Here is a 20,891-nt window from a genome sequence, read left to right as displayed (position 1 = left end):
CGTCCCTTTCCTCAGCGACCGTCGTCGTCGGTGAGGTCGCCGTCACGGACGAAGCCCTCGTCCGGGTCGACCAGCCGGTCCTGCTGGTCGAGCTGGAGCTCGTACTGGTCCAGCTCCTGACCGAGCTGGCCGGTCTGGCCGGAGGAGCGGAGGTCCTCGACGAAGGCGTCGTACTCCGCCTGCGGCACGACCTCCACGTTGAACAGCATCTCGGAGTGGTAGGCGCCGCAGAGCTCGGCGCACTTGCCGTCGAAGCGGCCCTCCTCGGTGGTGGTCACCTGGAAGATGTTCACCCGCCCGGGCACCATGTCCAGCTTCTGCAGGAACTGCGGCACCCAGAAGGAGTGGATGACGTCCCGCGAGGTGAGGACGAACTCCACCCTGCTGTCGACCGGCAGCACCATGGTCGGCAGCGTCTCGCGCAGCCCCGGCTCGCCCTCGTTGAGGCCGTTGGCCTGGATCCCGGTGACGTAGACGTCCTCGTTGACGTAGTTGAAGTCCCAGCTCCACTTCTTGCCGACGACGTTGACCACGACGTCCGGGTCCTCCTCGCGGGCCAGCATGTCGTTCTGCACCTCGATGGTCTTGCCGAAGAGCGCGGCGACCATGAAGATCGGGACGACGGTGTAGAGGATCTCCAGCGGCACGTGGTAGCGGAACTGCGTCGGGAGGTCCTTGTCGCTGCGGCGCCGGTAGGCGAAGACGCTCCACAGGATGAGCCCCCACACGAGCACGCCGATCACCAGCGCGGCGATCCACGTGGCGTTCCAGAAGCTGATGACGGTCGGCCCGACCTCGGTCACCGGCTCCGGCATGTACCCCCGGGTGAAGTCCTCCCCGCACCCGCTCAGCAGCAGCGCCGTGCCCACCCCGGTGGCGGCCAGCCCCCACCGCTTTCCGACCACGGTGGGCCGGGAATCCTTACGCCGTTGCACTGGGACACCTCGCACTTCTCGGACTACCGGGCATGACTGGGTGAAACCATACCGTCACCACTCGCGCATTCTCGCACGTGGGCACCCCCGTGGTGGGGCGTGGCACGCCACCGGGACGGGAGCTCCTCAGCGACTGCCGAGGCCACCATCTCCAGGTATGCCGAGCGGCTCACCTCGCGCACGCCGAGGGTCGCGAGATGGTCGGTGCGCCACTGCACGTCGAGGAGCCACGGCCGGCCGTCCTCCTCCAGGGCGCGGACGAGGCCGACCACCGCCGCCTTGGACGCGTCGGTGGCCCGGTGGAACTTCGACTCGGCGGCGAACAGCCGCCCGATCGCCAGCCCGTAGAGGCCGCCGACGAGCTGGTCGTCCTGCCACACCTCGACCGAGTGCGCCCACCCGAGGTGGTGCAGCTGCTGGTAGGCGCGGGCGATGCGCGGCGTGATCCAGGCACCGTCCCGACCGGGTGCGGCGCAGCCGGCGACCACCTCGGCGAACGCGGTGTCGTGGCGGATCTCCAGACCGCGCAGGGAGCGCCGCAGCGAGCGGCTGACGTGCAGGTCACCCGGCAGGAGCACGCCCCGCGGGTCCGGCGACCACCACCCGAGGGGAGGTCCGCCGCGGGGGCCCAGGCCCATCGGGAAGATGCCGTGCCGGTAGGCCGACAGGATCGTGCCCGGCTCGAGGTCGGCCCCCACCCCCACCAGGTCCTCCCCGGGCGTCGCCCGGGACGCGTCGAGCCCCCACCGGGACGGTGGGGGCTCGATCGGCACGGCTGCGGGTCGGGGCTTAGGAGAAGCTGTCGCCGCAGGCGCAGGAGCTGCCCGCGTTGGGGTTGTCGATCGTGAAGCCCTGCTTCTCGATGGTGTCGGCGAAGTCGATCTTCGCGCCGTCGAGGTAGGGGGCGCTCATCCGGTCCACGACGACCTCGACCCCGTCGAAGTCGCGGAACAGGTCCCCGTCGAGGGTCCGCTCGTCGAAGTACAGCTGGTAGATGAGACCGGAGCAGCCGCCGGGCTGCACGCCGATGCGCAGGCGCAGGTCGTCGCGGCCCTCCTGCTCGAGCAGGCTGCGTACCTTGCCGGCGGCGACGTCGGTGAGCTCGACGCCGTGGGTCGTGGTGGTGCTCTGGGTGTCCGTCATCGGGTGTCCTCTCGTGAGGGAAGTCGTCCTGGGTGCCAACTCGCCGGTGGGTGCGGTTGTTCCCGTCCTCGTCCCTCCAGCCTACGCCCTCGGGACGGGTGTCCAGGTCCGGGCCACCCGGGCGGCGAGGTCCCCGAGCGCTTCCCCGGGGCGCCTCTCGTAGGACCCGCTCACCCCCAGCGCCATCCCCTCGCGCCGCCCCACCGCCACGCTGTCCGCCAGGACGACGGTGGGCGTGGCCGTCCCCAGGGCGGCTGCGGCGGTCTCGGCGACGACGCCGTCGTGCACCGTCCGCCCGTCGTAGGCGGCGCTCACCAGCACGAGCAGCCCGCCGGGCAGCCGCCGGCCGATGCCCAGCTCCTCGAGCAGGAGCCGCGCCCCGGTGCCGGTGCGGGCACCGAGGAGCTGCAGCGCGTAGCCCACGCCACCCCCGACCCCCGAGCCGGCCTCGCGCTCGGGTCGGCGGGGCAGCCCGGTGAGCAGGTCGCGCGCCGGGGGCAGGAGCTGGTTGACGCGGTCGCTGAGCTCGCCCAGCGCCGTCTCCAGGCGCTGGCTCACCTCCGGGGCGACGCCGTGGTCCTCGGTGAGGGTGGCCGACGCGCCGTGGAACCCCAGCAGCGGCGACTCCCTGGTCACCGCCAGCACGAGCCGCACGTCGGCCCAGCCGTGGCGCACCTCCGGCAGTCGGGCCAGGTCCTCCCCCGCCCCGAGCTCGGCCAGCAGCCCGGCGCCACCGTCGTGGCAGGCCAACGGACCGACGCCCACGACGATGCGGCTCGCACCCAGCTCGCGCGCGAGGCGCACGAGCCTGCCCACGCCGGCGCTCGACATACCCGACGGGTCCTCCAGTCGCCCCTCGGGGACGAGGTGGCGCCCGCACGCCTGGGCGCTGTCGAGGTATGCCGTCACCTCGCCGCCGCGCTCGACCACGGCGATCTCGGCGGGCACCTCCTCGCCGAGGGGGCCGGGCACGAGGACGGGGTGGCGCGCCGCACCGAGCGCACCGGCGACGACGTCACCGAAGCCGGCCCCGCCGTCGGAGCTGGCGTGAGCCTCGACGTCGGCGTGCGGCGCGGACCGGGCCCATTCAGCGGCGACATCTTCTGCGGCCTGCTGCGGAGGGAGGCCGGCCGCACCGTCGGAGACGACGACGACGCGGGGCCGGGGAGGAGACGTCATACCTGTATATAAGGAGTCAGCCGTAGACCATCTGCATGGCCTCGCGGACCTCGCCGAGGGTGGCCTCGGCGACCTCGTTCGCGCGGTCGTTGCCCTCGGCCAGGACCCGGCGCAGCTCGGCCGGGTCGGACTCGAGCTCGATGCGACGGGCGCGGACAGGGGCGAGGTAGTCGTTGACGGACTCGGTGACGAGCTTCTTCAGGGTGCCGGAGCCGCCGTCGCCGATCTCCTCGGCGATCTGGTGCGGGTCGCGCCCGGTCGTGAGCGAGGCGAGGAGCACGAGGTTGGACACCTCGGGGCGGTTCGAGGGGTCGTAGGTGATGCGCCGGTCGGAGTCGGTGACCGCCTTCTTCAGCACCTTGGCCGTCTCGTCGGCGCTCATCCGCAGCTCGACGGTGTTGCCGCGGGACTTGCTCATCTTGGTCCCGTCGGTGCCGAGCAGGTTCGGGACCTCGGAGAGCAGGGCGTCGGGCTGCGGGAAGACGGGGGCGGCCTGGTCGCCGGCGCGGCCGTAGCGCTCGTCGAAGCGGCGGGCGACGACGCGCGTCTGTTCGAGGTGCGGGAGCTGGTCCTTGCCGACCGGCACCACGTTGGCCTTGCAGAAGAGGATGTCCGCGGCCTGGTGGACCGGGTAGGTGAGCATCAGGCCACTCATCGGCCGGCCGCCCGTGGCGTCCTGCTCGGCCTTGACCGTGGGGTTGCGGCGCAGCTCGGAGTCGGTCACGAGGGACAGGAAGGGCAGCATCAGCTGGTTGAGGGCCGGCACGGCGGAGTGCGCGAAGATCGTCGTCCGAGCCGGGTCGAGGCCGATGGACAGGTAGTCGGTGAGGAGGGAGTAGACGCGCTCCTGGATGCTGTCGACGCCGTCGCGGTCGGTGATGACCTGGTAGTCCGCGATGAGGACGAACGTGTCGACGCCCTTGTCCTGCAGGGCGACGCGGTTGCGCAGGCTGCCGAAGTAGTGACCGAGGTGGAGGTGGCCGGTGGGCCGGTCCCCGGTGAGCATCCGGAAACGGCCGGGGTCGGTCTCCAGCTGCTTCTCGATCTCGAGGCTGCGCGCGAGGCTGCGGGCGAGGGAGGCGTCGGAGGTGGAGTCGGCGAGGGCCTCTCCGCTGTCGTCCTGGACGAGGTCACTGGGCACGGTCACGTTCGGCGATGCTACTTGACGTCGTGGAGTATGCTTCCCGCAGGCGTGTACGTCCTCGACGGGGGTCCCGGGGTGCGCGCCCGTGAGGCGCGTTCCCGTGATGCATCTCTCAGCAGTCTGTGACGCGGGTCATAGTTTTTTCGTTGACTCGCGGTGCAGAGGCGATAGTCTGACAGCGGCGCGTGCGCCCGACCTAATCCGTGATCAAGGGGAACCCATGACTTCTCAGAACACCGGTGGCTTAAGCCCAAGCCGCCGCACCCTCGTCAAGGGCGCCGCCTGGAGCGTCCCCGTCATCGCCATCGCTGCTCCTGCCCAGGCATTGACCTGCTCGCCCTTGTCCTGCCCGCCCACGGTCGACTTCACGGGCGCCGCCTGCAAGTTGCCGGGAGCCTCCCAAGACCTCTTCAAGGGCTACCGGTTCGAGCTCGAGGTGACCAACACCTCGAACACGGACCTCGTCGTCGTAATCACCTCTGTCACTGTGGCCGGGGTGACTGAGCCCTCTTACGCCGTCAACGTAGTTCAAGGTACCGCCTGCGCGTGCGCGACCTGTGCCGTCGGTGGTCAGTGCGTGACCGCGGGCCAGAGCATCACACTTCACGTAGACACGGAGAACCCCTCGGGCAACAGCCAGAACACGGAGTTCACCGTGGTCTATTCGGTCTACGAGTGTGACGCCGAATGTACGTTCGTCCTCAGTGCTTCGGCGTCCAGCGGCAGCCTGAACACCCCACCGATCCAGGGCGCTCAGTGCACGCTGTGCTGCGGTGCATGAGCATCTGAGCTAGGGCGCAGCGCAAGGGCCCGGTCCTCACGGACCGGGCCCTTCGTCATACCCCGGTGTCAACGCGGGCCAACGACCTCCCGCCCGTGCGGCTCCTCCCACCCGGACACGTCCGGCCCCTTGGGCACGATCCCGGTCGGGTTGATGTCGAGGTGGGTGGCGTAATAGTGCGCCTTGACGTGCTCCAGGTCCACCGTCGAGCCGAAGTCCCACGTCTGCCACAGGTCGCGGGCATACGCCCACAGCACCGGCATCTCGGTGAGCTTGCGCAGGTTGCACTTGAAGTGCCCGTGGTACGCCGCGTCGAAGCGCACCAGGGTCGGCCACAACCGCACGTCGGCCAGCGTGAGCTGGTCCCCCACCAAGTAGCGCCGCGACGACAGGTGCTCCTCCAGAGTCGCCAACCGCGAGAACAACCGGTCGAAGGCGTCGTCGTACGCCTCCTGGCTGCCGGCGAACCCGCACCGGTAGACCCCGTTGTTCACCTCCCGGTAGTTCAGGTCCGACATCTTCTCGATCTCCACCCGCAGCGCCTCGGGCCACAGGTCCGGCGCGTCGGCCCCCTGGAAGTCCGTCCACTCCGTCACCAGGTCCTTGACGATCTGGTGGAAGTCGTTGGTCACCACCTGACCAGTCGTCGTGTCGACGATCGCGGGCACCGTCACGCCGGACTCCGTCATCCCACCGGGCCGCGCGTCATACGCGTCCTTGAGCTTGGGGATGCCGAGCACCGGGTCGACACCGCCGGGGTCGAGGTCGAAGGTCCACGAGTCCTCGTCGTGCACCGGGCCGCACACCCCCATCGACAGCACATCGTCGAGCCCGAGCAGCATCCGCGTCAGGATCGCGCGGTGCGCCCACGGGCAGGCGCGCGACACGACGAGCCGGTAGCGCCCCGGCTCCACCGCGAACCCGTCCTCCCCGTCCCTGGTGATCCGCGTCTCGATGTAGCGCGTCTTGCGCTCGTAGCTGCCGTCCTTCGCCACGTAGCTGCCGGTCTTCGTCTCAGCCATGCTGTGCCTCCCTGTCGGTGGACCCGAGCCGGTCGAGCAGCAGCGCCTCGGCGAGGCACACCTTCTCGAACTCGCCCAGGTGCAAGCTCTCGTTCGCCGCGTGGGCGCGGCTGTCGGGGTCCTCGACCCCGGTGACCAGGATCGCGGCGTCAGGGAAGCGCCCCGCGAAGGCCGCGACGAACGGGATCGACCCGCCGACCCCGATGTCGACCGGCTCGACCCCTCCCCAGGCGTCGCGGAAGGCCGAGCGGGCCGCGTCATACACCGGTCCCTGCGCGTCGGCGGCGAACCCGGACCCCTCGTCGTCGAGACGCACGCTCACCTGGCACCCCCAGGGTGCGTTCTTCTCGAGGTGCTCCTTCAGGGCGAGGTATGCCGTCCCCGGCGCCTCCTCGGGGTGGATGCGCATCGACAGCTTGGCCCGTCCGACCGGGGTCAGAAGGTTGGCCGCCTTGTCGACCGAGGGTGCGTCGATCCCGATGACGGTCAACGAGGGACGGGTCCACAGGCGGGACAGGATCGAGCCGGTGCCGATCGGGCGCACCCCCTGGGCGAGGCCGGAGTCGGCGCGCAGGTCGTCCTCGGAGTAGTCGAGGTCGGCGGCCTCGGAGCTGCGCAGCCCGCTGACGGCGACGTCCCCCGCGTCGTCGTGCAGGGTGGCCAGGAGCCGGCAGAGCGCGGTGAGCCCGTCCGGGACGGCCCCTCCGTAGAGGCCGGAGTGGACCCCGTGGTCGAGCGCGCGGACCTCGACGACCACCCGGACCATGCCGCGCAGCGTCGTGGTGAGGGCGGGCACGCCGATCTTCCAGTTGTGCGAGTCGGCGAGCACGATCGCGTCACAGGCCAGCCGGTCGCCGTGCCGCTCGAGGATGGTGGGCAGGGAGTCCGAGCCGACCTCCTCCTCCCCCTCGACGAAGACGGTGACTCCCACCGGCGGGCGACCACCGTGGGCCCGGAGGGCGGCGACGTGGGCCATGACGCCGGCCTTGTCGTCCGCGACCCCCCGGCCGAAGAGCCGGTCCCCGACAAGCGTGGGCCGGAACGGCGGGGTGTCCCAATCGGACTCATCCCCCGGCGGCTGCACGTCGTGGTGCGCGTAGAGCAGGACGGTCGGCGCGCCCTCCGGCGCGGGCAGGTGCCCGATGACCGCGGGACGCCCGCCCTCGCGCACGATCTCCACCTCGAGACCCTCGGCGCGCAGCAGGTCGGCCACCGCGAGCGCGCTGTCCTCGACGTGCCGCTGGTCGAAGGAGTCGAGGGAGACGGAGGGGATGCGCGACAGGGACTCGAGGTCGGAGCGGACCCCGGGCATGAGGTCGCGGACGCGGGCGGCCAGGTCGTGCGACGGGCTGGGGTCGGCGGTCGGGGCGGTCGTCGTGGGGTCGCTCACCCGTCCGACTCTAGCCAGCGACGCACCGGCTCGCCGCCGCAGCGTGACCGGCTCTCCCCGCGAGCACCCCACCGGGGGTGCGGTCACCTTGACGGGACCGTCATCATGCTCCAGCGCGATGGAGGTCCTGCTAGGGCGACCGCACTCCGGCGGGGTGGGGCCGCTAAGGGGTGCAGACTGACGGCCGCACTCCGGGGTGCGGCCGCGACGGACTTGGGGGCGGGCGCGGCATACCCCTGACCTAGACTGGGTCGGTGCTGTTCTCCAAGAGGTCGACCGAGCCCAAGGACCAGGCGGTCGCGGCGCCGACCGCCGCCGCGGACGGGTCCCGTCCGACCGGCAAGGGCCGGCCCACCCCCAAGCGCCGCGAGGCCGAGGCGGCCAACCGTCGTCCGCTCGTGGGCGGCGCCGCGGCCTCCAAGTCCCCTGACGCCAAGGCGCGGGCCCGGGCCGAGCGGGCTCGGGCGCGCGAGGCCATGCTGCGGGGCGACGAGAAGTACCTCACCCCCCGGGACCGGGGACCGGAGCGCCGATTCCTGCGCGACGCCGTGGACTCGCGCCGCACGTTCGGCGAGATCCTGCTGCCGGCGATGCTCGTCATCCTCGCGCTCACGTTCATCCCCCAGGCCTGGGCGGGGCTGGTCTCGATGGTCGGCGCCTACTCGCTGATGATGCTCACGATCCTCGGCGCCTGGCTGCTGTGGCGCCAGACCAAGGCCCGCTTCGTCACCGCCTTCGGCCACGAGCCGTCCAAGGGTTCGGCGATGTATGTCGTGCTGCGCTCGTTCCAGATGCGCGGCAGTCGCATCCCGCGACCGGCCGTCAAGCCCGGGGACCCGCTGGTCCGCCGCTGACCTGAGGTCGGGTCCGCCGCTGCCTGATGTCTCGGACCCCGGGCTGGCGACCTGGCCCGGTTCGCTACTCGGCCGGCGAGAGGCTCATCGGGCCGTAGACGTCGTCCCCGCCGCGTCGCAGCGTGACCGCCTCGACCCCGGCGTCCGCGAGGGTCGGCCACTCCTGACCGAGCCACGCCTCGGCGTCCGCCTGCGTGGGGAACGCGGTCGAGGACAGGCCGAGATCCGGTAGGGACTCGCCGTCCGACGTCTGGAAGACCCAGGTGTAGGTGTCGCTCATCCGTCCAACGTAGGCCCTCGTCGCCCCTCTGTCCTAGGCTCGGCCTCAGGAGCGGTCCCAGACAGGGGCCGGGACGAAGGAGAGATCACCATGATCGACCAGCTGATGCGCGACATCCCCACCGGCCAGCTCGCCCAGGCCCTCGGCGCCGACGAGGCGACCACGACCCAGGCGGTCCGGGCCGCCCTGCCCGCGCTCCTCGGCGGCCTGGCCGCCAACACCCAGAGCCGGGACGGCGCGCAGTCGCTGCTCCAGGCCCTGGGCCAGCACCAGGACGGCCTGGCCGACGACGTCGCGATCGACCGGGTCGACGTCAACGACGGGGAGAAGATCCTGGGTCACGTGTTCGGCAACAACACCGACGGCGTCGTCAACCAGCTCGGCGGGCTCAGCGGGGCCCAGACGAGCTCCCTCGTGCGCAAGCTGCTGCCCATCCTGGCCCCGATCGTGCTGTCCTGGTTGGCCAAGCAGGTGACCGGCGCAGGCGCGCGGGGCGGCGCGGCCGCGACCCCGCCCTCGCGCGGCACCACCGGCGACACCCAGCCCGACGGCCCGCTGGGGCAGGGGCGGCCGCAGGCGGCACCCGCCGACCAGGGCGACCAGGGCGTCGACATGACCTCGGTCCTGCAGGACGTCCTCGGTTCCGCCCTGGGCGGTGCGACCGGCCAGGCCCCGCGCGGCGGGAGCGGCGGTGGCGGCATCCTCGGTGACGTGCTCGGCGGGATCCTCGGCGGGCGGCGCTGACGTCTGCGCCGCGGCCGGCCGCCTCTGCGGGGTCGCTATGCTGACGGCCTGACGCGCCGACCCCTGACCCGTGCGTCTGTCCCGCTGACGGAGGAGAGCCATCCCCATGACGACCACCCTCGTGCTTGGCGGTCCGCGGAGCGGGAAGTCGCGTCACGCCGAGGCGCTGTTCGCCGGTGTCGACGACGTCACCTTCGTGGCGACCCGGGTGCTGCCGGACGGCGCCGGGGATCCCGACCTGGTGGCGCGGATCGCCGCCCACCAGGAGCGCCGTCCGGCCGGTTGGCGCACGGTGGAGACCCTCGACCTGACCCGGGCTCTGCTGGCGTCCCGGCAGCCGGTGCTCATCGACAGCCTCGTCGACTGGCTCCAGGGCGTCCTGGACGAGCAGGAGCTGTGGTCGGACCCGCACCGGGCCCACCAGGTCGTGGACGAGCGGCTCGACGAGCTCGCCGTGGCGCTGCAGGCGATGCCCTTCGACATCGTCGTCATCACCTCGGACCCGTCCTGGGTCCGCATGTCGGACGACCCCGCCGAGCGCCTCTTCGTCGACCTGCTCTCCCACGTCAACCAGCGTGTGTCGGCGGGGTCCGCCCGCGTCCACGCCATCATCGCCGGGCGCGTGCTCGACCTCAGCTCGGCCCCCGTCCTCGGCAGCTGACCGGCGCACCCCGGGCGGACGTCCCGCCGGGGTGCGCCGAGCGCCGGTGGTTCACTCCGCCGCGTGAGCCGTCAGGCCGAAGCCCATGCCCCGAGCGGGCAGCTCCACCCCGCCGCTGCCCGACGTGCACGTCGAGGTGGTCGGGTCGCTCGCGGCCGTGTCCACGTCCCCGGCGAACGCCACCGCTCCCACGCCCCCGAGCGCCCGAGCAGGGTGCCGGCGGCGACCACGGTCAGGATCCTGGTTCGAAGCCCAGTGTCCATGTCTCCTCCTTGAGAACCGCCCCGGCCCGGCTCCCTGACGTCCGGTCGCTGCGGGGCTGTCTCCACTGTCGCGCCCCTCCCTCCGGGCACGGAATACGACCTTCGGCGCATTACGCCGTTCCGCGTATGGCGTGCCCGCGCCGGTCGGTCCTACGCTGGAGGACCAGGCCGCCGCAGGGAGTCGCGATGGACCAGACGGGTGTCACGAGCTCGCACCTCGCGCTGCTCCGCGACGTCGTCGCGATGACGCGACCGGAGCGCTGCGGGGCGTCGGCCACCGAGTCCACCTACCAGGTGCTGGGGGCCCTGGAGAGCCTCCTCGGGTGCGACTTCGCCCACTTCCAGGCCCAGCACCTCAGCACCAGGTCTGGGGGTCGGCCCGTCCTCCGGCATGCCCAGAGCGTCGAGCAGGGGGATCGGGGGCTGCTGGACGGGCGGACCCTGGGCACCCTGCAACCCCACCCGACCGCCGAGGTCATCGGGCGCTTCTGGTGGGAGCTGCCGTGCAGCCTGCCGGACCGCACCGGCCGCGACGGGGTGAGCTCACTCCGCACCCACTTCGGCGAGCGGGAGTGGGCCACCCACCCCGTCAACCTCGAGTGCCTGCACCTGGCGGACGAGATGCTCCTCGCGCACGTGTGCGGCGACGGTCGGTCGTTGCGCGTCCTTCTCGGCCGGGCGCACGGCCGGCCCTTCGGGCCTCGGGAGCTGACCCTGGCCGAGCTGCTCCTGCCGCACCTGCCCCCGCTGCTCGCCGCCGCCGTCGCCGAGCACGACGGGGCGACCGACCCGCCGCCGCACCCACCCGTGACGGAGCGGCAGCGCAGCATCCTCCGGCTGGTCGCCCTCGGCCTGCCCAACCGACGGATCGGCCAGTACCTCGGGATCTCGGAGGCGACGGTGCGCAAGCACCTGGAGAACGCCTACGCCCGCCTCGGTGTGCAGAGCCGGACCGAGGCGGTGCACCTCATCCACGAGGAGGAGTCCGGTGCGCAGCGTGCGGTGTCTGCCGAGCCGGGCAGGCCCGACCGCCAGGCACCGGACCTACCCTGAAGACAACCCACGCCACAGGAGGCGTCATGGCCGAGGTCGGCGTCACGGCAGCAGACCTGCGCACGCTGCGAGACATCCTCGCTCTGCTGCGGCCGGGCCACGGGGCCGGTGTCGGCCCGGTCGAGGTCGCCTACGAGGTCCTCGACCTGCTCGAGGTGCTCCTGCGCGTGGACGGGATCTCCTTCCAGGAGATGCACGTCGGGCGGCCCGAGAGCATGCACCGCTCCTACGTCCAGGCGAGCGTCGCCGGCGAGCACGTGGCGCTGGACGAGGAGCAGATCGCCGAGTACGACCGCCAGAACCCGCCGGACACGATCATGAAGTACTGGTGGCAGCTGCCCTGCAGCCTGGTGGACCGGACCGGCCGCGCGCAGCTCAGCACGACCCGGATGTTCTTCAGCGCGAGCGAGTGGGCCGCCCACCCGGTGCAGATCGACTACCTCAGGTGCGTCGACTCGCTCCTGCTGGCCTACCCGGCCGGCGGAGGCAGCAGCCTGCGGATCCTGACGGCGCGCGAGACCGCCCCCGCCTTCGGGCTGCGGGAGCTGACCCTGATGGAGCTGCTCCAGCCGCACCTGCTCCCCCTGCTCCAGGCCGTGCGGGCAGAGGTGGCAGGGGCCCCGGCCCGCGACGCCGCGGCGGTCCTCACCCAGCGGCAGACGGAGATCCTGCACCTCGTCGCGCTCGGCCTGCCCAACAAGCGCATCGGTCGCATGCTGGGCATCTCCGAGGGCACGGTGCGCAAGCACCTGGAGCACGGCTTCGAGCGAATCGGCGCGCAGAGCCGGACCGAGGCGGTCCACTGGCTCCACGCCCACGAGTCGTCCGCGGCGGGCTGACCGCGAGGGGTATGCCGCGGCGGGCCTCAGCTGCTGGCGCCGCCCTCGACGAACGGCGGCTTCTTCACCTGCGCCTCGACCTGGCGGCCGCGCACGTCGATGACCACCGAGGCGCCCTCCTCGATCCCGCGGTCGAGCAGGGCCAGCGCGATGCCCTGCCGGAGCGTGGGCGAGAAGGTGCCCGAGGTGATCTCCCCGACCTGGTTGCCCTCGGCGTCGAGCACGTTCTGGTGGGCGCGCGGGATGCCGCGACCGGTCACCAGCAACCCGCCGGCCAGGCGGCTCTCCTTGGCCTCGCGCTGCGCGAGGAGCGCCTCCTTGCCCCAGAAGCTCTCCTTCTTCCAGCCGACCGCCCAGCCCGTCCGGGCCATGACGGGGGTGATCTCCGTCGAGAGCTCGTTGCCGTGCAGGGCGTAGCCCATCTCGGTGCGCAGCGTGTCGCGCGCGCCGAGCCCGCACGGCATACCCGCGTGCGGTTCCATCGCCCCGATGATCGCGTCCCACAGGGCGGGGGCGTCGGCGACGTCGCTGACCAGCTCGTAGCCGCGCTCGCCCGTGTAGCCGGTGCGGCACACGGTGAGCGGGTGGCCCTCCCACTCGGCGTCGACGAAGCTCATGTAGTCGTGACCGTGGGGCAGGCCGAGCGTCTCGAGGACGTCGTCGGAGCGCGGGCCCTGCAGCGCGAGGATGGCGTGGTCCTCGTGCACGTTCTCGATCGTGATGCCCTCGGGGGCCGCCTCCCGGAGCCGGCGCACCACCTCGGCGGTGTTCGCGGCGTTCGGGATGAGTAGGACGTCGTCGTCGGCCCGCAGGTAGGCGATGAGGTCGTCCACCACCCCGCCGTCCTCGTCGCAGCACATCGTGTACTGCGCCTTGCCCGGCTCGATGCGGTCGAGGTCGTTGGTGAAGCAGGCGTTGAGGAAGTCCTTGGCGCCCGGGCCGGAGACCTGCGCGTTGCCCAGGTGCGAGACGTCGAAGAGCCCGACCCGCTCGCGCACCGCCGTGTGCTCGGCGACGACACCGCCGCTGGGATACTCGATCGGCATCGACCAGCCGCTGAAGTCGGCCATCTTCGCGCCCAGCGCCGTGTGCCTCTCGTGCAGCGGGGACGTCTTCGTCGTGTGCTCGCTCATGGGTGCGAGGGTAGTCCCACCGGGTTTGGCCTAGTCTCGGGGGCGAATCGACGACGACCTGACACCGAAGGACTTCCATGGCAGCGCCGCGCACCACCGTCCGCTTCACCGACGACTCCCCCGAGGAGCTGGCGGCCGACGTCCTCGTCCTCGCCGCCACCAAGGACGGCGACGCCGTCCGCCTCGTCGACGGCCACGGGCTGTCCGGGGACACCGCCGAGCACGTCGAGCAGGTCCTGGCGACGATGGGCGGCGAGGCGGGGGCCGAGGAGGTCGTGCGCCTCGCCGGGGTCCCCGGTGTCGCCGCCCCGCTCGTGGTGGTCGCGGGTATGCCGTCGGGCGGGCCCGCGCCGCGCCTGGAGCGGTTGCGCCGCGCCGCGGGGGTCGCCGCGCGAGCCCTCACCGGCCGGGGCAGCGCCGTGCTCGCTCTGGGCCAGGCCTCCCCCGAGGAGGCCGCGGCCGTGGCCGAGGGCGCCGCGCTGGGCGCCTACACCTTCACCGAGGACCACGGGGTCGGCAAGGCGACGTCGGCCAAGACGCCGCTGGGCGAGGCCGTGGTGACGGGTGTCGCCGCCGGGGAGGCGCAGGCGCTGGGCGCGGCCACCACCGCGGTCGTGGACGCGGTCCGCTACGCCCGCGACCTCGTCAACACCCCGCCGAACCGTCTCTACCCCGAGTCCCTGGCGACCTCTGTCACCGAGCGCGCCTCCGGCACCGCCGTCGAGGTCGAGGTGTGGGACCCGGAGCGCCTCGTGCAGGAGGGCTGCGGGGGCATCGTCGGCGTCGGGCAGGGTTCGGCGCGCGGACCTCGGCTCGTCACCCTGCGCTACGCGCCGGAGGGGGCCGGCGCGCACCTCGCGCTCGTGGGCAAGGGCATCACCTTCGACTCCGGCGGCCTGTGCATCAAGCCGGGCGCGTCGATGATCACCATGAAGATGGACATGGCCGGCGCGGCCGCCACGGCGGCCGCCGTGCTGGCGATCGCCGAGCTGGGGCTGCCGGTGCGGGTCACGGCCTACCTGTGCCTGGCGGAGAACATGACCGGCGACCTGGCCCAGCGCCCCGGTGACGTGGTCACCATGCGCGGCGGGCGCACCGTCGAGATCATCAACACCGACGCCGAGGGCCGCCTCATCATGGCCGACGGTCTGGCGCTGGCGAGCGAGCAGCAGCCGGACGCGATCGTCGACGTGGCGACCCTCACGGGGGCGTGCATCATCGCCCTCGGCGACCGCACCACCGGCGTGATGAGCAACGACGACGAGCTGCGCGAGACGGTCACCCGCCTCGGCAACGAGGTCGGCGACACCTCCTGGCCGCTGCCGCTGCCGGAGGAGATCCGCCCCAGCCTCGACACCCACGTCGCCGACCTCAAGCACACCGGCGAGCGCTCGGCGGGCGCCAGCGTGGCGGCGACCTTCCTGCGCGAGTTCGTCGGCCGGAAGGGCGAGGGCGACGACGCGCCGAGCATCCCCTGGGCGCACCTCGACATCGCCGGTCCGGCCTACAACGACAAGGCGGCCTGGGGCTACTCGCCCAAGGGCGGCACGGGGGCGGCGGTGCGCACCCTGGTGGCGCTGGCCCGCTCCTACGCCTCCTGACGCCGACGGCATACCCCCGGAGCACGGACGAGGGGCACCTTCCCGACCGGGAAGGTGCCCCTCGCCTCCGTCAGGAGTTCGTCGGGCTCAGCCGCCGCTCTTGCGCCTGAACATCTGCTGCGCCGCGGAGGTCTTGGCGCCGGACCTGCCGGCGACCTTGCCGTGCTCGGTGTTGTCCGAGACGTCGCTCCCTCCATGGGCGCGCTTCCTGGCCAGGGCCTCACGGAACTTCGCCTTGACGTCTTCCGTGGCCGGAGAATCACTCACGGGCGACCTCCTCTCTCTCGGGGACAACGACAGTTCTACTGTCGCACGTCACCCCGTGCTTGTCACCGCCTTATCCCCGGTATGCCGTGCCGGCGCCACCCGGGTGCCCGTCTGCCCCGACGTGTCCGCCCGGCCCCCGTGGTGGCAGGATTGCCGCCATGCCTGCGGAAGAGTTCGACATCGTCATCCTGGGTGCCGGCAGCGGCGGGTACGCCTGCGCGCTGCGCGCCGCGCAGCTCGGGCAGAGGGTCGCCCTCGTGGAGAAGGACAAGCTCGGCGGCACCTGCCTGCACCGGGGCTGCATCCCCACCAAGGCGCTGCTGCACTCGGCCGAGGTCGCCGACAGCGTGCGTGACGGGTCGAGGTATGGCGTGCTCGCCACCCTGGGCGGGATCGACATGCCGGCCGTCCACACCTACAAGGACGGCGTCGTCGGCCGGCTGTACAAGGGGCTGCAGGGTCTGGTGAAGGCGGCGGACGGGATCACCTACGTCGAGGGCGAGGGCCGGCTGGCGTCGGCGACGACGGTGAGCGTCGGTGACCGGGAGCTCGTCGGTCGCACGGTGGTCCTGGCCACCGGGTCCTACGCCCGCACCCTGCCCGGCGTCGAGATCGGCGGGCGGATCATGACCAGCGACGAGGCGCTGGAGCTGGACGAGGTCCCGGGGCGGATCATCGTCCTGGGCGGGGGTGTCATCGGGGTGGAGTTCGCCTCGGTCATGCGCAGCTTCGGCGCGGAGGTGACGGTCGTCGAGGCGCTCGACCGGCTCGTGGCGGTGGAGGACCCCGCCATCTCCAAGGCGCTGGAGCGAGGGTTCAAGAAGCGCAAGATCTCCGTCCGCACCGGGGTGAAGGTCGCCTCGGCGACGCAGTCGGACGACGGCGTCCGCGTCGAGCTCGAGGGCGGCGAGGTGCTGGAGGCGGACCTGCTGCTCGTGGCGGTCGGCCGGGGGCCCCGGACCGCCGACCTCGGCTACGAGGAGGCGGGCGTCGTGACGGAGCGTGGCTTCGTGACCACCGACGCGCGGCTGCGCACCTCCGTGGACGGCGTCCGCGCGGTCGGGGACATCGTGCCCGGCCCGCAGCTGGCCCACCGCGGTTTCGCGCACGGCATCTTCGTGGCCGAGGACCTGGCCGGGCTCGATCCCGTGCCGGTCGACGACGTCCTCATCCCCAAGGTCACCTACTCCGACCCCGAGATCGCGACCGTGGGTCTCACCGAGCAGGAGGCGCGGGACAAGTTCGGCGACGACGTCTCGGTCTACGAGTACAACCTGGGCGGCAACGGCAAGTCGCAGATCCTCGGCACGGCCGGGTTCGTCAAGCTGGTGCGCTCCGGTCCGCAGGGTCCGGTCGTCGGCGTCCACATGGTCGGCGCCCGGATGGGCGAGCAGATCGGCGAGGCTCAGCTCATCGTCGGGTGGGAGGCGCTGCCGGAGGACGTGGCGCAGTTCGTGCACGCCCACCCCACGCAGAACGAGGCCCTCGGCGAGGCGCACCTGGCCCTGGCGGGGAAGCCGCTGCACGCCCACGCCTGAGCCGCTGGCCCTGACCCGAGCGAAGATTCACGCATAGACTGCCAATCCCCGGACGAGGAGAGAGTTACAGACATGTCGGAACGCGTAACGATGCCGGCCCTCGGTGAGTCCGTCACCGAGGGGACCGTCACCCGCTGGCTCAAGAGCATCGGTGACACCGTCGAGGTCGACGAGCCGCTGGTGGAGGTCTCGACCGACAAGGTCGACACGGAGATCCCCTCGCCTGTCTCCGGTGTGCTGCAGGAGATCCTCGCCGAGGAGGACGACACCGTCGAGGTCGGCGGTGAGCTGTGCGTGATCGGGGACGGGTCCGAGGGGTCGTCGTCCGGCGGCTCCGACGAGGGTGCCGCGGCCGAGGAGCCGGAGGAGCCCGCCGAGGACACGTCGGCCCAGGACGCCGCCGAGGGTGACGGCGCCGACCAGCCGGAGCAGGCGGCCGACGAGGCGCCGGCCCAGCAGCGTGCCGAGGACGAGCCGCCGAGCCCGGAGTCCGGGGCCTCCGGCGAGTCCGCCGGTGGGTCGTCGGACGGCAGCGGTGGCGGTGGTGGTGGCGGGGAGACCGTCACGATGCCCGCGCTCGGCGAGTCCGTCACCGAGGGCACCATCACCCGCTGGCTCAAGGCCGAGGGCGACACCGTCGAGGTCGACGAGCCGCTCGTGGAGGTGTCCACCGACAAGGTCGACACCGAGGTCCCCTCCCCCGTCGCGGGCGTGCTGACGAAGATCATCGCCGGCGAGGACGAGACCGTCGAGGTCGGTGGCGAGCTCTGCGTCGTCGGCGGCGAGGCGGGCGGCTCCGGGTCCGACGGTTCGGACGAGGGCGCCGACGCGTCGTCGACCGACCAGGCCCCCGCGCAGGACTCGTCGGACGAGACAGGCTCGACCGGGGAGTCCCAGTCCCAGGCCCCGACCGCCGACGACGCCCCGGCCGACGCGTCCGAGGAGGACCTCGGGGGCGAGCAGGAGCTGCACGAGGCCGCCGCCCAGGAGTCGACGGCCAAGGAGGACGAGGCTCCGGACATGCAGGAGCCCGAGCCCGCCGTGGGCATCGGCACCGAGTCGGCCGACAACGGCAGCACCTCGCACAAGGACTCCAGCGAGGCACAGGCCCAGGGCACCGGCGAGGGCCAGGCGTCCGGCGACGCAGCCCCCCAGGGCGGTCAGGACGTCAGCGCCTACGTCACGCCGCTCGTCCGCAAGCTCGCGGCGCAGCACGGCGTCGACCTCAACGCCCTCGAGGGCACCGGGGTCGGTGGCCGCATCCGCAAGCAGGACGTGCTCGACGCGGCCAAGGCTGCCGAGGCGGCGAAGGCCGCCCCGGCACCGTCGGAGCAGGCCGCCTCCGGCCAGCCGGCGTCCGGCGGGGACCAGCAGGCTGCCGGCGGTGGGCCCGCCGCAGCCCCGGCTGCGTCCTCCGGGTCGGCCGCCGGCGGTGACGCCGCGGCCAAGCGCGGCACCACCGAGAAGATGTCGCGCCTGCGCAAGGTCATCGCGACGCGCATGGTCGAGTCGCTGCAGAGCTCGGCGCAGCTGACGACGGTCGTGGAGGTCGACGTCACCAAGGTGGCCCGGCTGCGGAACCGGACGAAGAACGACTTCGTCCAGCGCGAGGGCGTCAAGCTCTCGTTCATGCCGTTCTTCGCGATGGCCGTGATCGAGGCGCTCAAGGCGCACCCGATCGTCAACGCCAGCGTGGAGGACGACACGATCGTCTACCACGCCGCCGAGCACCTCGGTGTCGCGGTCGACACCCCGCGCGGCCTGCTCGTCCCGGTCATCAAGGACGCCGGCGACCTCAACATCGCCGGGCTGGCCCGCAAGATCGCCGACCTGGCGGAGCGGACGCGTGACAACAAGGTCACCCCGGACGAGCTGTCCGGTGGCACCTTCACGCTGACCAACACCGGCTCCCGCGGTGCGCTGTTCGACACGCCGATCATCAACATGCCGAACGTCGCCATCCTCGGCACCGGGGCCGTCGTCAAGCGGCCGGTCGTCGTGACGGACGAGGACGGCAGCTCGACCATCGCGATCCGGGACATGGTCTACCTGGCGATCAGCTACGACCACCGGGTCGTGGACGGTGCGGACGCCGCCCGCTTCCTGACGACGATGAAGGAGCGCCTCGAGGAGGGCAACTTCGAGGTCTGACCCTCCCGCTGAAGCAGAGAAACTGACGTCGTGCGCGGTCCCCACCGCCGCACGACGTCAGTTTTCTGCCGCTGCCTCTGCCTCTGCCTCTGGGGCCGAGGCCCGGCGCGGGCCGTGGCGACCCGTCCGCAGGCGCAGGCAAGCTCAGCGAGCGCCGGCGTCCCCCCACGACCACAGCAGCCACCTGCCGTCGACGCTGGTGAGCACCATCTCCACCGAGTCGGTCCGCGTGCGCGAGCTCACCAGCCGCTCCCCTGACGCATCCCGCCCGGTCAGGGGTGCGCGGCTGACCGTCGCGGCCACGACCATACGGTCGGGGGCGGCCTCGACCACCGTGGTGTCCTCGACCCGGAACGTCACGTCGGCGTAGGACAACCCCTGCGCGCGCACCCGCTCCAGCTGACGCGTCTCGCTCTCCAGGGCCGGTGAGCCCGGGGCCATGACCGAGACCAGGGCGGCCTCGTCCACGTCCTCCCACGCCACGCCACGCCCGTCCACCAGGTCCTGCACGGTCTGCCGGACCTCCTCCGCGTCCGGCGTCGCGGTGCCCGCGTCAGCGACCACCGCACCGCGCTCGGGTATGCCGTCCACCTCGCCCGTCCCCGCGGACGCCGCACCCGGCGCTGCCGGCGGCCCTGCCTCTGCGGGCTCCGGCTCCGGCGTCACCGGCCCGACCCCACCCGCTGCCGGCACCGTCGGCGCGACTGGCTCCCCCGACGACCGGCCGAGGGCGTCCACGGAGCTGCCTGGCCAGATGGCCAGCCCCGGGCTCAGCAGCGCGGCCACCACCGCGACGAGGGCCAGAGCGCTGAGCACGGCGGCACCCACGACCAGTGCCCTCCCGCCCCGGCCGGTGCCCCCGCCCGACCTCCCACGGGTCCCACCCGCGACCTGCTCCGGACGGTGCGAGCCTGACCGGGACGCCAGCCACCGACGTCGCGGCGGCGACGTCCCCTCCGCCACCGACACCTCCCTGGCCTGCTGCCGCAGCCGTTCGGTCAGACCCCGCCCCGGGTCGGCGTCCGGCGCCACCTCCACCGGCTCCGGCACCGCCGTCGCCAGCAGGGCCGCCGCCACCTCCTCGGCGTCCGGCCGGTCCTCCGGCTGCGGCGCCAGGCACCGCTCGACGAGGTCGGCGAGCCCGGCCGGCAGACCTGTCGCGACCTCGGTCAGCGACTCCCGTGCGTACCCCGGGCCGGGAGCGACGCCGGTGAGGCAGAGCCACCCCAGCGACCCCACCTGGTAGACGTCCGACTCGGGCGTCGGCGCGAACCCCTCCGTCACCTCCGGAGCGACCATCCCCTCGGCAGCACCGGTCCCCACGACGTCCGCGGCGGGTTGACCGGTGATCCGGCTGGCGCCCAGGTCCCCGATGACCGGCATGCCGTCGCGCAGGAACAGCACGTTGCCCGCCGACAGGTCACCGTGCACCACCCCGGCGCGGTGCAGGTCGGCCAGCGCCGAGGACACGGGTTGGAGCACCGTCACCAGCTCGCCCGGCGAGAGCATCCCCCGCCGCGCCAGGAGCTGCGCGAGCGACCCTCCCCCGGCCAGCTGGGTGGCGAGCGCGACGGCGGCGGGCATCCCCGTGGCCGGGTCCGGCAGCGGAAGCACGTCGTAGAGGTGCACCACGTGCGGGTGGCGCACCCGCGCCAGCAGCCCCGCCTCCCGCAGGCCGGCCCCCACGTCCCCGTCGGCAGGACGCAGCACCTTGAGCGCGACGACCAGCCCGTCGGCGTGCCGCCGGGCACGCCAGACGGTCGAGCTGGCTCCCCCTCCCAGACGGGCGAGCACGTCATACCCCGGAACTGCCGGCAGCTCCTCCACCCTGGACCTCCTCCGTCCCGCCCGACCCTGCCACCTCCCTCCACCTCGCCGCAGAAGTTGTCCACAGCCCCCGGCGTAGAGTGCTG

At 72.6% G+C, this 20,891-nt stretch carries 21 protein-coding genes; 9 read left to right on the top strand and 12 right to left on the bottom strand.

Going from position 1 to position 20,891, the window contains the following annotated elements; all coding sequences use genetic code 11:
• Positions 1 to 11: 11 nt before the first annotated feature.
• From ctaC to trpS, 5 genes are all read right to left on the bottom strand, one after another.
• On the bottom strand, positions 12 to 905 hold the full coding sequence (gene ctaC / locus D4B81_RS00845; protein ID WP_237565729.1) for an aa3-type cytochrome oxidase subunit II: 894 nt from the start codon (positions 903 to 905) through the stop codon (positions 12 to 14).
• A 53-nt stretch (positions 906 to 958) separates the two neighbouring features.
• The gene (aat, locus tag D4B81_RS00840; RefSeq protein WP_122260647.1) at positions 959 to 1,708 is read right to left on the bottom strand and encodes a leucyl/phenylalanyl-tRNA--protein transferase; all 750 of its coding nucleotides are present in this window, start codon (positions 1,706 to 1,708) and stop codon (positions 959 to 961) included.
• A gap of 16 nt (positions 1,709 to 1,724) precedes the next feature.
• Positions 1,725 to 2,078, bottom strand: a complete 354-nt coding sequence (locus D4B81_RS00835) for a HesB/IscA family protein (protein ID WP_097186489.1) — start codon at positions 2,076 to 2,078, stop codon at positions 1,725 to 1,727.
• A gap of 81 nt (positions 2,079 to 2,159) precedes the next feature.
• Positions 2,160 to 3,257, bottom strand: a complete 1,098-nt coding sequence (locus tag D4B81_RS00830; protein ID WP_122260646.1) for a glycerate kinase — start codon at positions 3,255 to 3,257, stop codon at positions 2,160 to 2,162.
• A gap of 16 nt (positions 3,258 to 3,273) precedes the next feature.
• Complete coding sequence (gene trpS / locus D4B81_RS00825) at positions 3,274 to 4,404, bottom strand: tryptophan--tRNA ligase (protein ID WP_237565728.1); 1,131 nt, start codon at positions 4,402 to 4,404, stop codon at positions 3,274 to 3,276.
• Between the two features lie 217 nt (positions 4,405 to 4,621).
• Here trpS and D4B81_RS00820 point away from each other — a divergent pair, with 217 nt between their 5' ends.
• Positions 4,622 to 5,182, top strand: coding sequence for a hypothetical protein (locus D4B81_RS00820; protein ID WP_122260645.1), 561 nt, complete (start codon positions 4,622 to 4,624; stop codon positions 5,180 to 5,182).
• A 68-nt stretch (positions 5,183 to 5,250) separates the two neighbouring features.
• Here the strand turns inward: D4B81_RS00820 and D4B81_RS00815 are convergent, their stop codons facing one another.
• Complete coding sequence (locus D4B81_RS00815) at positions 5,251 to 6,204, bottom strand: glutathione S-transferase family protein (RefSeq protein WP_122260644.1); 954 nt, start codon at positions 6,202 to 6,204, stop codon at positions 5,251 to 5,253.
• Positions 6,197 to 7,594 carry a dipeptidase gene (locus tag D4B81_RS00810; RefSeq protein ID WP_419866223.1) on the bottom strand — a complete coding sequence of 466 codons (1,398 nt, stop codon included), beginning with the start codon at positions 7,592 to 7,594 and terminating at the stop codon, positions 6,197 to 6,199. The genes D4B81_RS00815 and D4B81_RS00810 overlap by 8 nt, the downstream gene beginning before the upstream one ends.
• Before the next feature lie 254 nt (positions 7,595 to 7,848).
• Here D4B81_RS00810 and D4B81_RS00805 point away from each other — a divergent pair, with 254 nt between their 5' ends.
• Positions 7,849 to 8,448, top strand: coding sequence for a DUF3043 domain-containing protein (locus D4B81_RS00805; RefSeq protein ID WP_122260643.1), 600 nt, complete (start codon positions 7,849 to 7,851; stop codon positions 8,446 to 8,448).
• A gap of 64 nt (positions 8,449 to 8,512) precedes the next feature.
• On the opposite strand, the gene D4B81_RS18385 is transcribed toward D4B81_RS00805, so the two are convergent.
• The gene (locus D4B81_RS18385) at positions 8,513 to 8,728 is read right to left on the bottom strand and encodes a hypothetical protein (protein ID WP_122260642.1); all 216 of its coding nucleotides are present in this window, start codon (positions 8,726 to 8,728) and stop codon (positions 8,513 to 8,515) included.
• Between the two features lie 90 nt (positions 8,729 to 8,818).
• On the opposite strand from D4B81_RS18385, the gene D4B81_RS00795 reads away from it, so the two are divergent.
• The gene (locus tag D4B81_RS00795; RefSeq protein WP_237565727.1) at positions 8,819 to 9,472 is read left to right on the top strand and encodes a DUF937 domain-containing protein; all 654 of its coding nucleotides are present in this window, start codon (positions 8,819 to 8,821) and stop codon (positions 9,470 to 9,472) included.
• A 106-nt stretch (positions 9,473 to 9,578) separates the two neighbouring features.
• Complete coding sequence (locus tag D4B81_RS00790) at positions 9,579 to 10,133, top strand: bifunctional adenosylcobinamide kinase/adenosylcobinamide-phosphate guanylyltransferase (RefSeq protein ID WP_122260640.1); 555 nt, start codon at positions 9,579 to 9,581, stop codon at positions 10,131 to 10,133.
• A gap of 51 nt (positions 10,134 to 10,184) precedes the next feature.
• Here the strand turns inward: D4B81_RS00790 and D4B81_RS17935 are convergent, their stop codons facing one another.
• A complete protein-coding gene (locus tag D4B81_RS17935) occupies positions 10,185 to 10,325 on the bottom strand; it encodes a hypothetical protein (RefSeq protein WP_161964942.1) in 141 nt (46 codons plus the stop codon).
• A 257-nt stretch (positions 10,326 to 10,582) separates the two neighbouring features.
• On the opposite strand from D4B81_RS17935, the gene D4B81_RS00785 reads away from it, so the two are divergent.
• Both D4B81_RS00785 and D4B81_RS00780 read left to right on the top strand, forming a co-directional pair.
• On the top strand, positions 10,583 to 11,449 hold the full coding sequence (locus D4B81_RS00785) for a helix-turn-helix transcriptional regulator (protein WP_161964941.1): 867 nt from the start codon (positions 10,583 to 10,585) through the stop codon (positions 11,447 to 11,449).
• Positions 11,450 to 11,475: 26 nt separating this feature from the next.
• Positions 11,476 to 12,288, top strand: a complete 813-nt coding sequence (locus tag D4B81_RS00780) for a helix-turn-helix transcriptional regulator (RefSeq protein ID WP_122260638.1) — start codon at positions 11,476 to 11,478, stop codon at positions 12,286 to 12,288.
• A gap of 26 nt (positions 12,289 to 12,314) precedes the next feature.
• Here D4B81_RS00780 and gcvT read toward each other — a convergent pair whose 3' ends face one another.
• The gene (gene gcvT, locus D4B81_RS00775) at positions 12,315 to 13,421 is read right to left on the bottom strand and encodes a glycine cleavage system aminomethyltransferase GcvT (RefSeq protein WP_122260637.1); all 1,107 of its coding nucleotides are present in this window, start codon (positions 13,419 to 13,421) and stop codon (positions 12,315 to 12,317) included.
• A gap of 77 nt (positions 13,422 to 13,498) precedes the next feature.
• Here gcvT and D4B81_RS00770 point away from each other — a divergent pair, with 77 nt between their 5' ends.
• Positions 13,499 to 15,022 (top strand): leucyl aminopeptidase, encoded by a 1,524-nt coding sequence (locus D4B81_RS00770; protein WP_122260636.1) that lies wholly within the window; start codon positions 13,499 to 13,501, stop codon positions 15,020 to 15,022.
• Positions 15,023 to 15,109: 87 nt separating this feature from the next.
• On the opposite strand, the gene D4B81_RS00765 is transcribed toward D4B81_RS00770, so the two are convergent.
• Positions 15,110 to 15,289 carry a DUF5302 domain-containing protein gene (locus tag D4B81_RS00765; protein ID WP_122260635.1) on the bottom strand — a complete coding sequence of 60 codons (180 nt, stop codon included), beginning with the start codon at positions 15,287 to 15,289 and terminating at the stop codon, positions 15,110 to 15,112.
• Positions 15,290 to 15,447: 158 nt separating this feature from the next.
• Here D4B81_RS00765 and lpdA point away from each other — a divergent pair, with 158 nt between their 5' ends.
• Complete coding sequence (gene lpdA, locus D4B81_RS00760) at positions 15,448 to 16,827, top strand: dihydrolipoyl dehydrogenase (protein WP_122260634.1); 1,380 nt, start codon at positions 15,448 to 15,450, stop codon at positions 16,825 to 16,827.
• A 72-nt stretch (positions 16,828 to 16,899) separates the two neighbouring features.
• Complete coding sequence (gene sucB / locus D4B81_RS00755; protein ID WP_122260633.1) at positions 16,900 to 18,978, top strand: 2-oxoglutarate dehydrogenase, E2 component, dihydrolipoamide succinyltransferase; 2,079 nt, start codon at positions 16,900 to 16,902, stop codon at positions 18,976 to 18,978.
• 144 nt (positions 18,979 to 19,122) lie between these two features.
• On the opposite strand, the gene D4B81_RS00750 is transcribed toward sucB, so the two are convergent.
• Positions 19,123 to 20,805 carry a serine/threonine-protein kinase gene (locus D4B81_RS00750; protein ID WP_161964940.1) on the bottom strand — a complete coding sequence of 561 codons (1,683 nt, stop codon included), beginning with the start codon at positions 20,803 to 20,805 and terminating at the stop codon, positions 19,123 to 19,125.
• Positions 20,806 to 20,891 lie beyond the last annotated feature (86 nt).

Origin of the sequence: Ornithinimicrobium cerasi, from assembly GCF_003702705.1 — a bacterium.
Classification (GTDB): Bacteria; Actinomycetota; Actinomycetes; order Actinomycetales; family Dermatophilaceae; genus Ornithinicoccus; species Ornithinicoccus cerasi.
The sequence above is the reverse complement of the archived record's forward strand: the minus strand, read 5'-3'. Positions and strand labels throughout refer to the sequence as shown.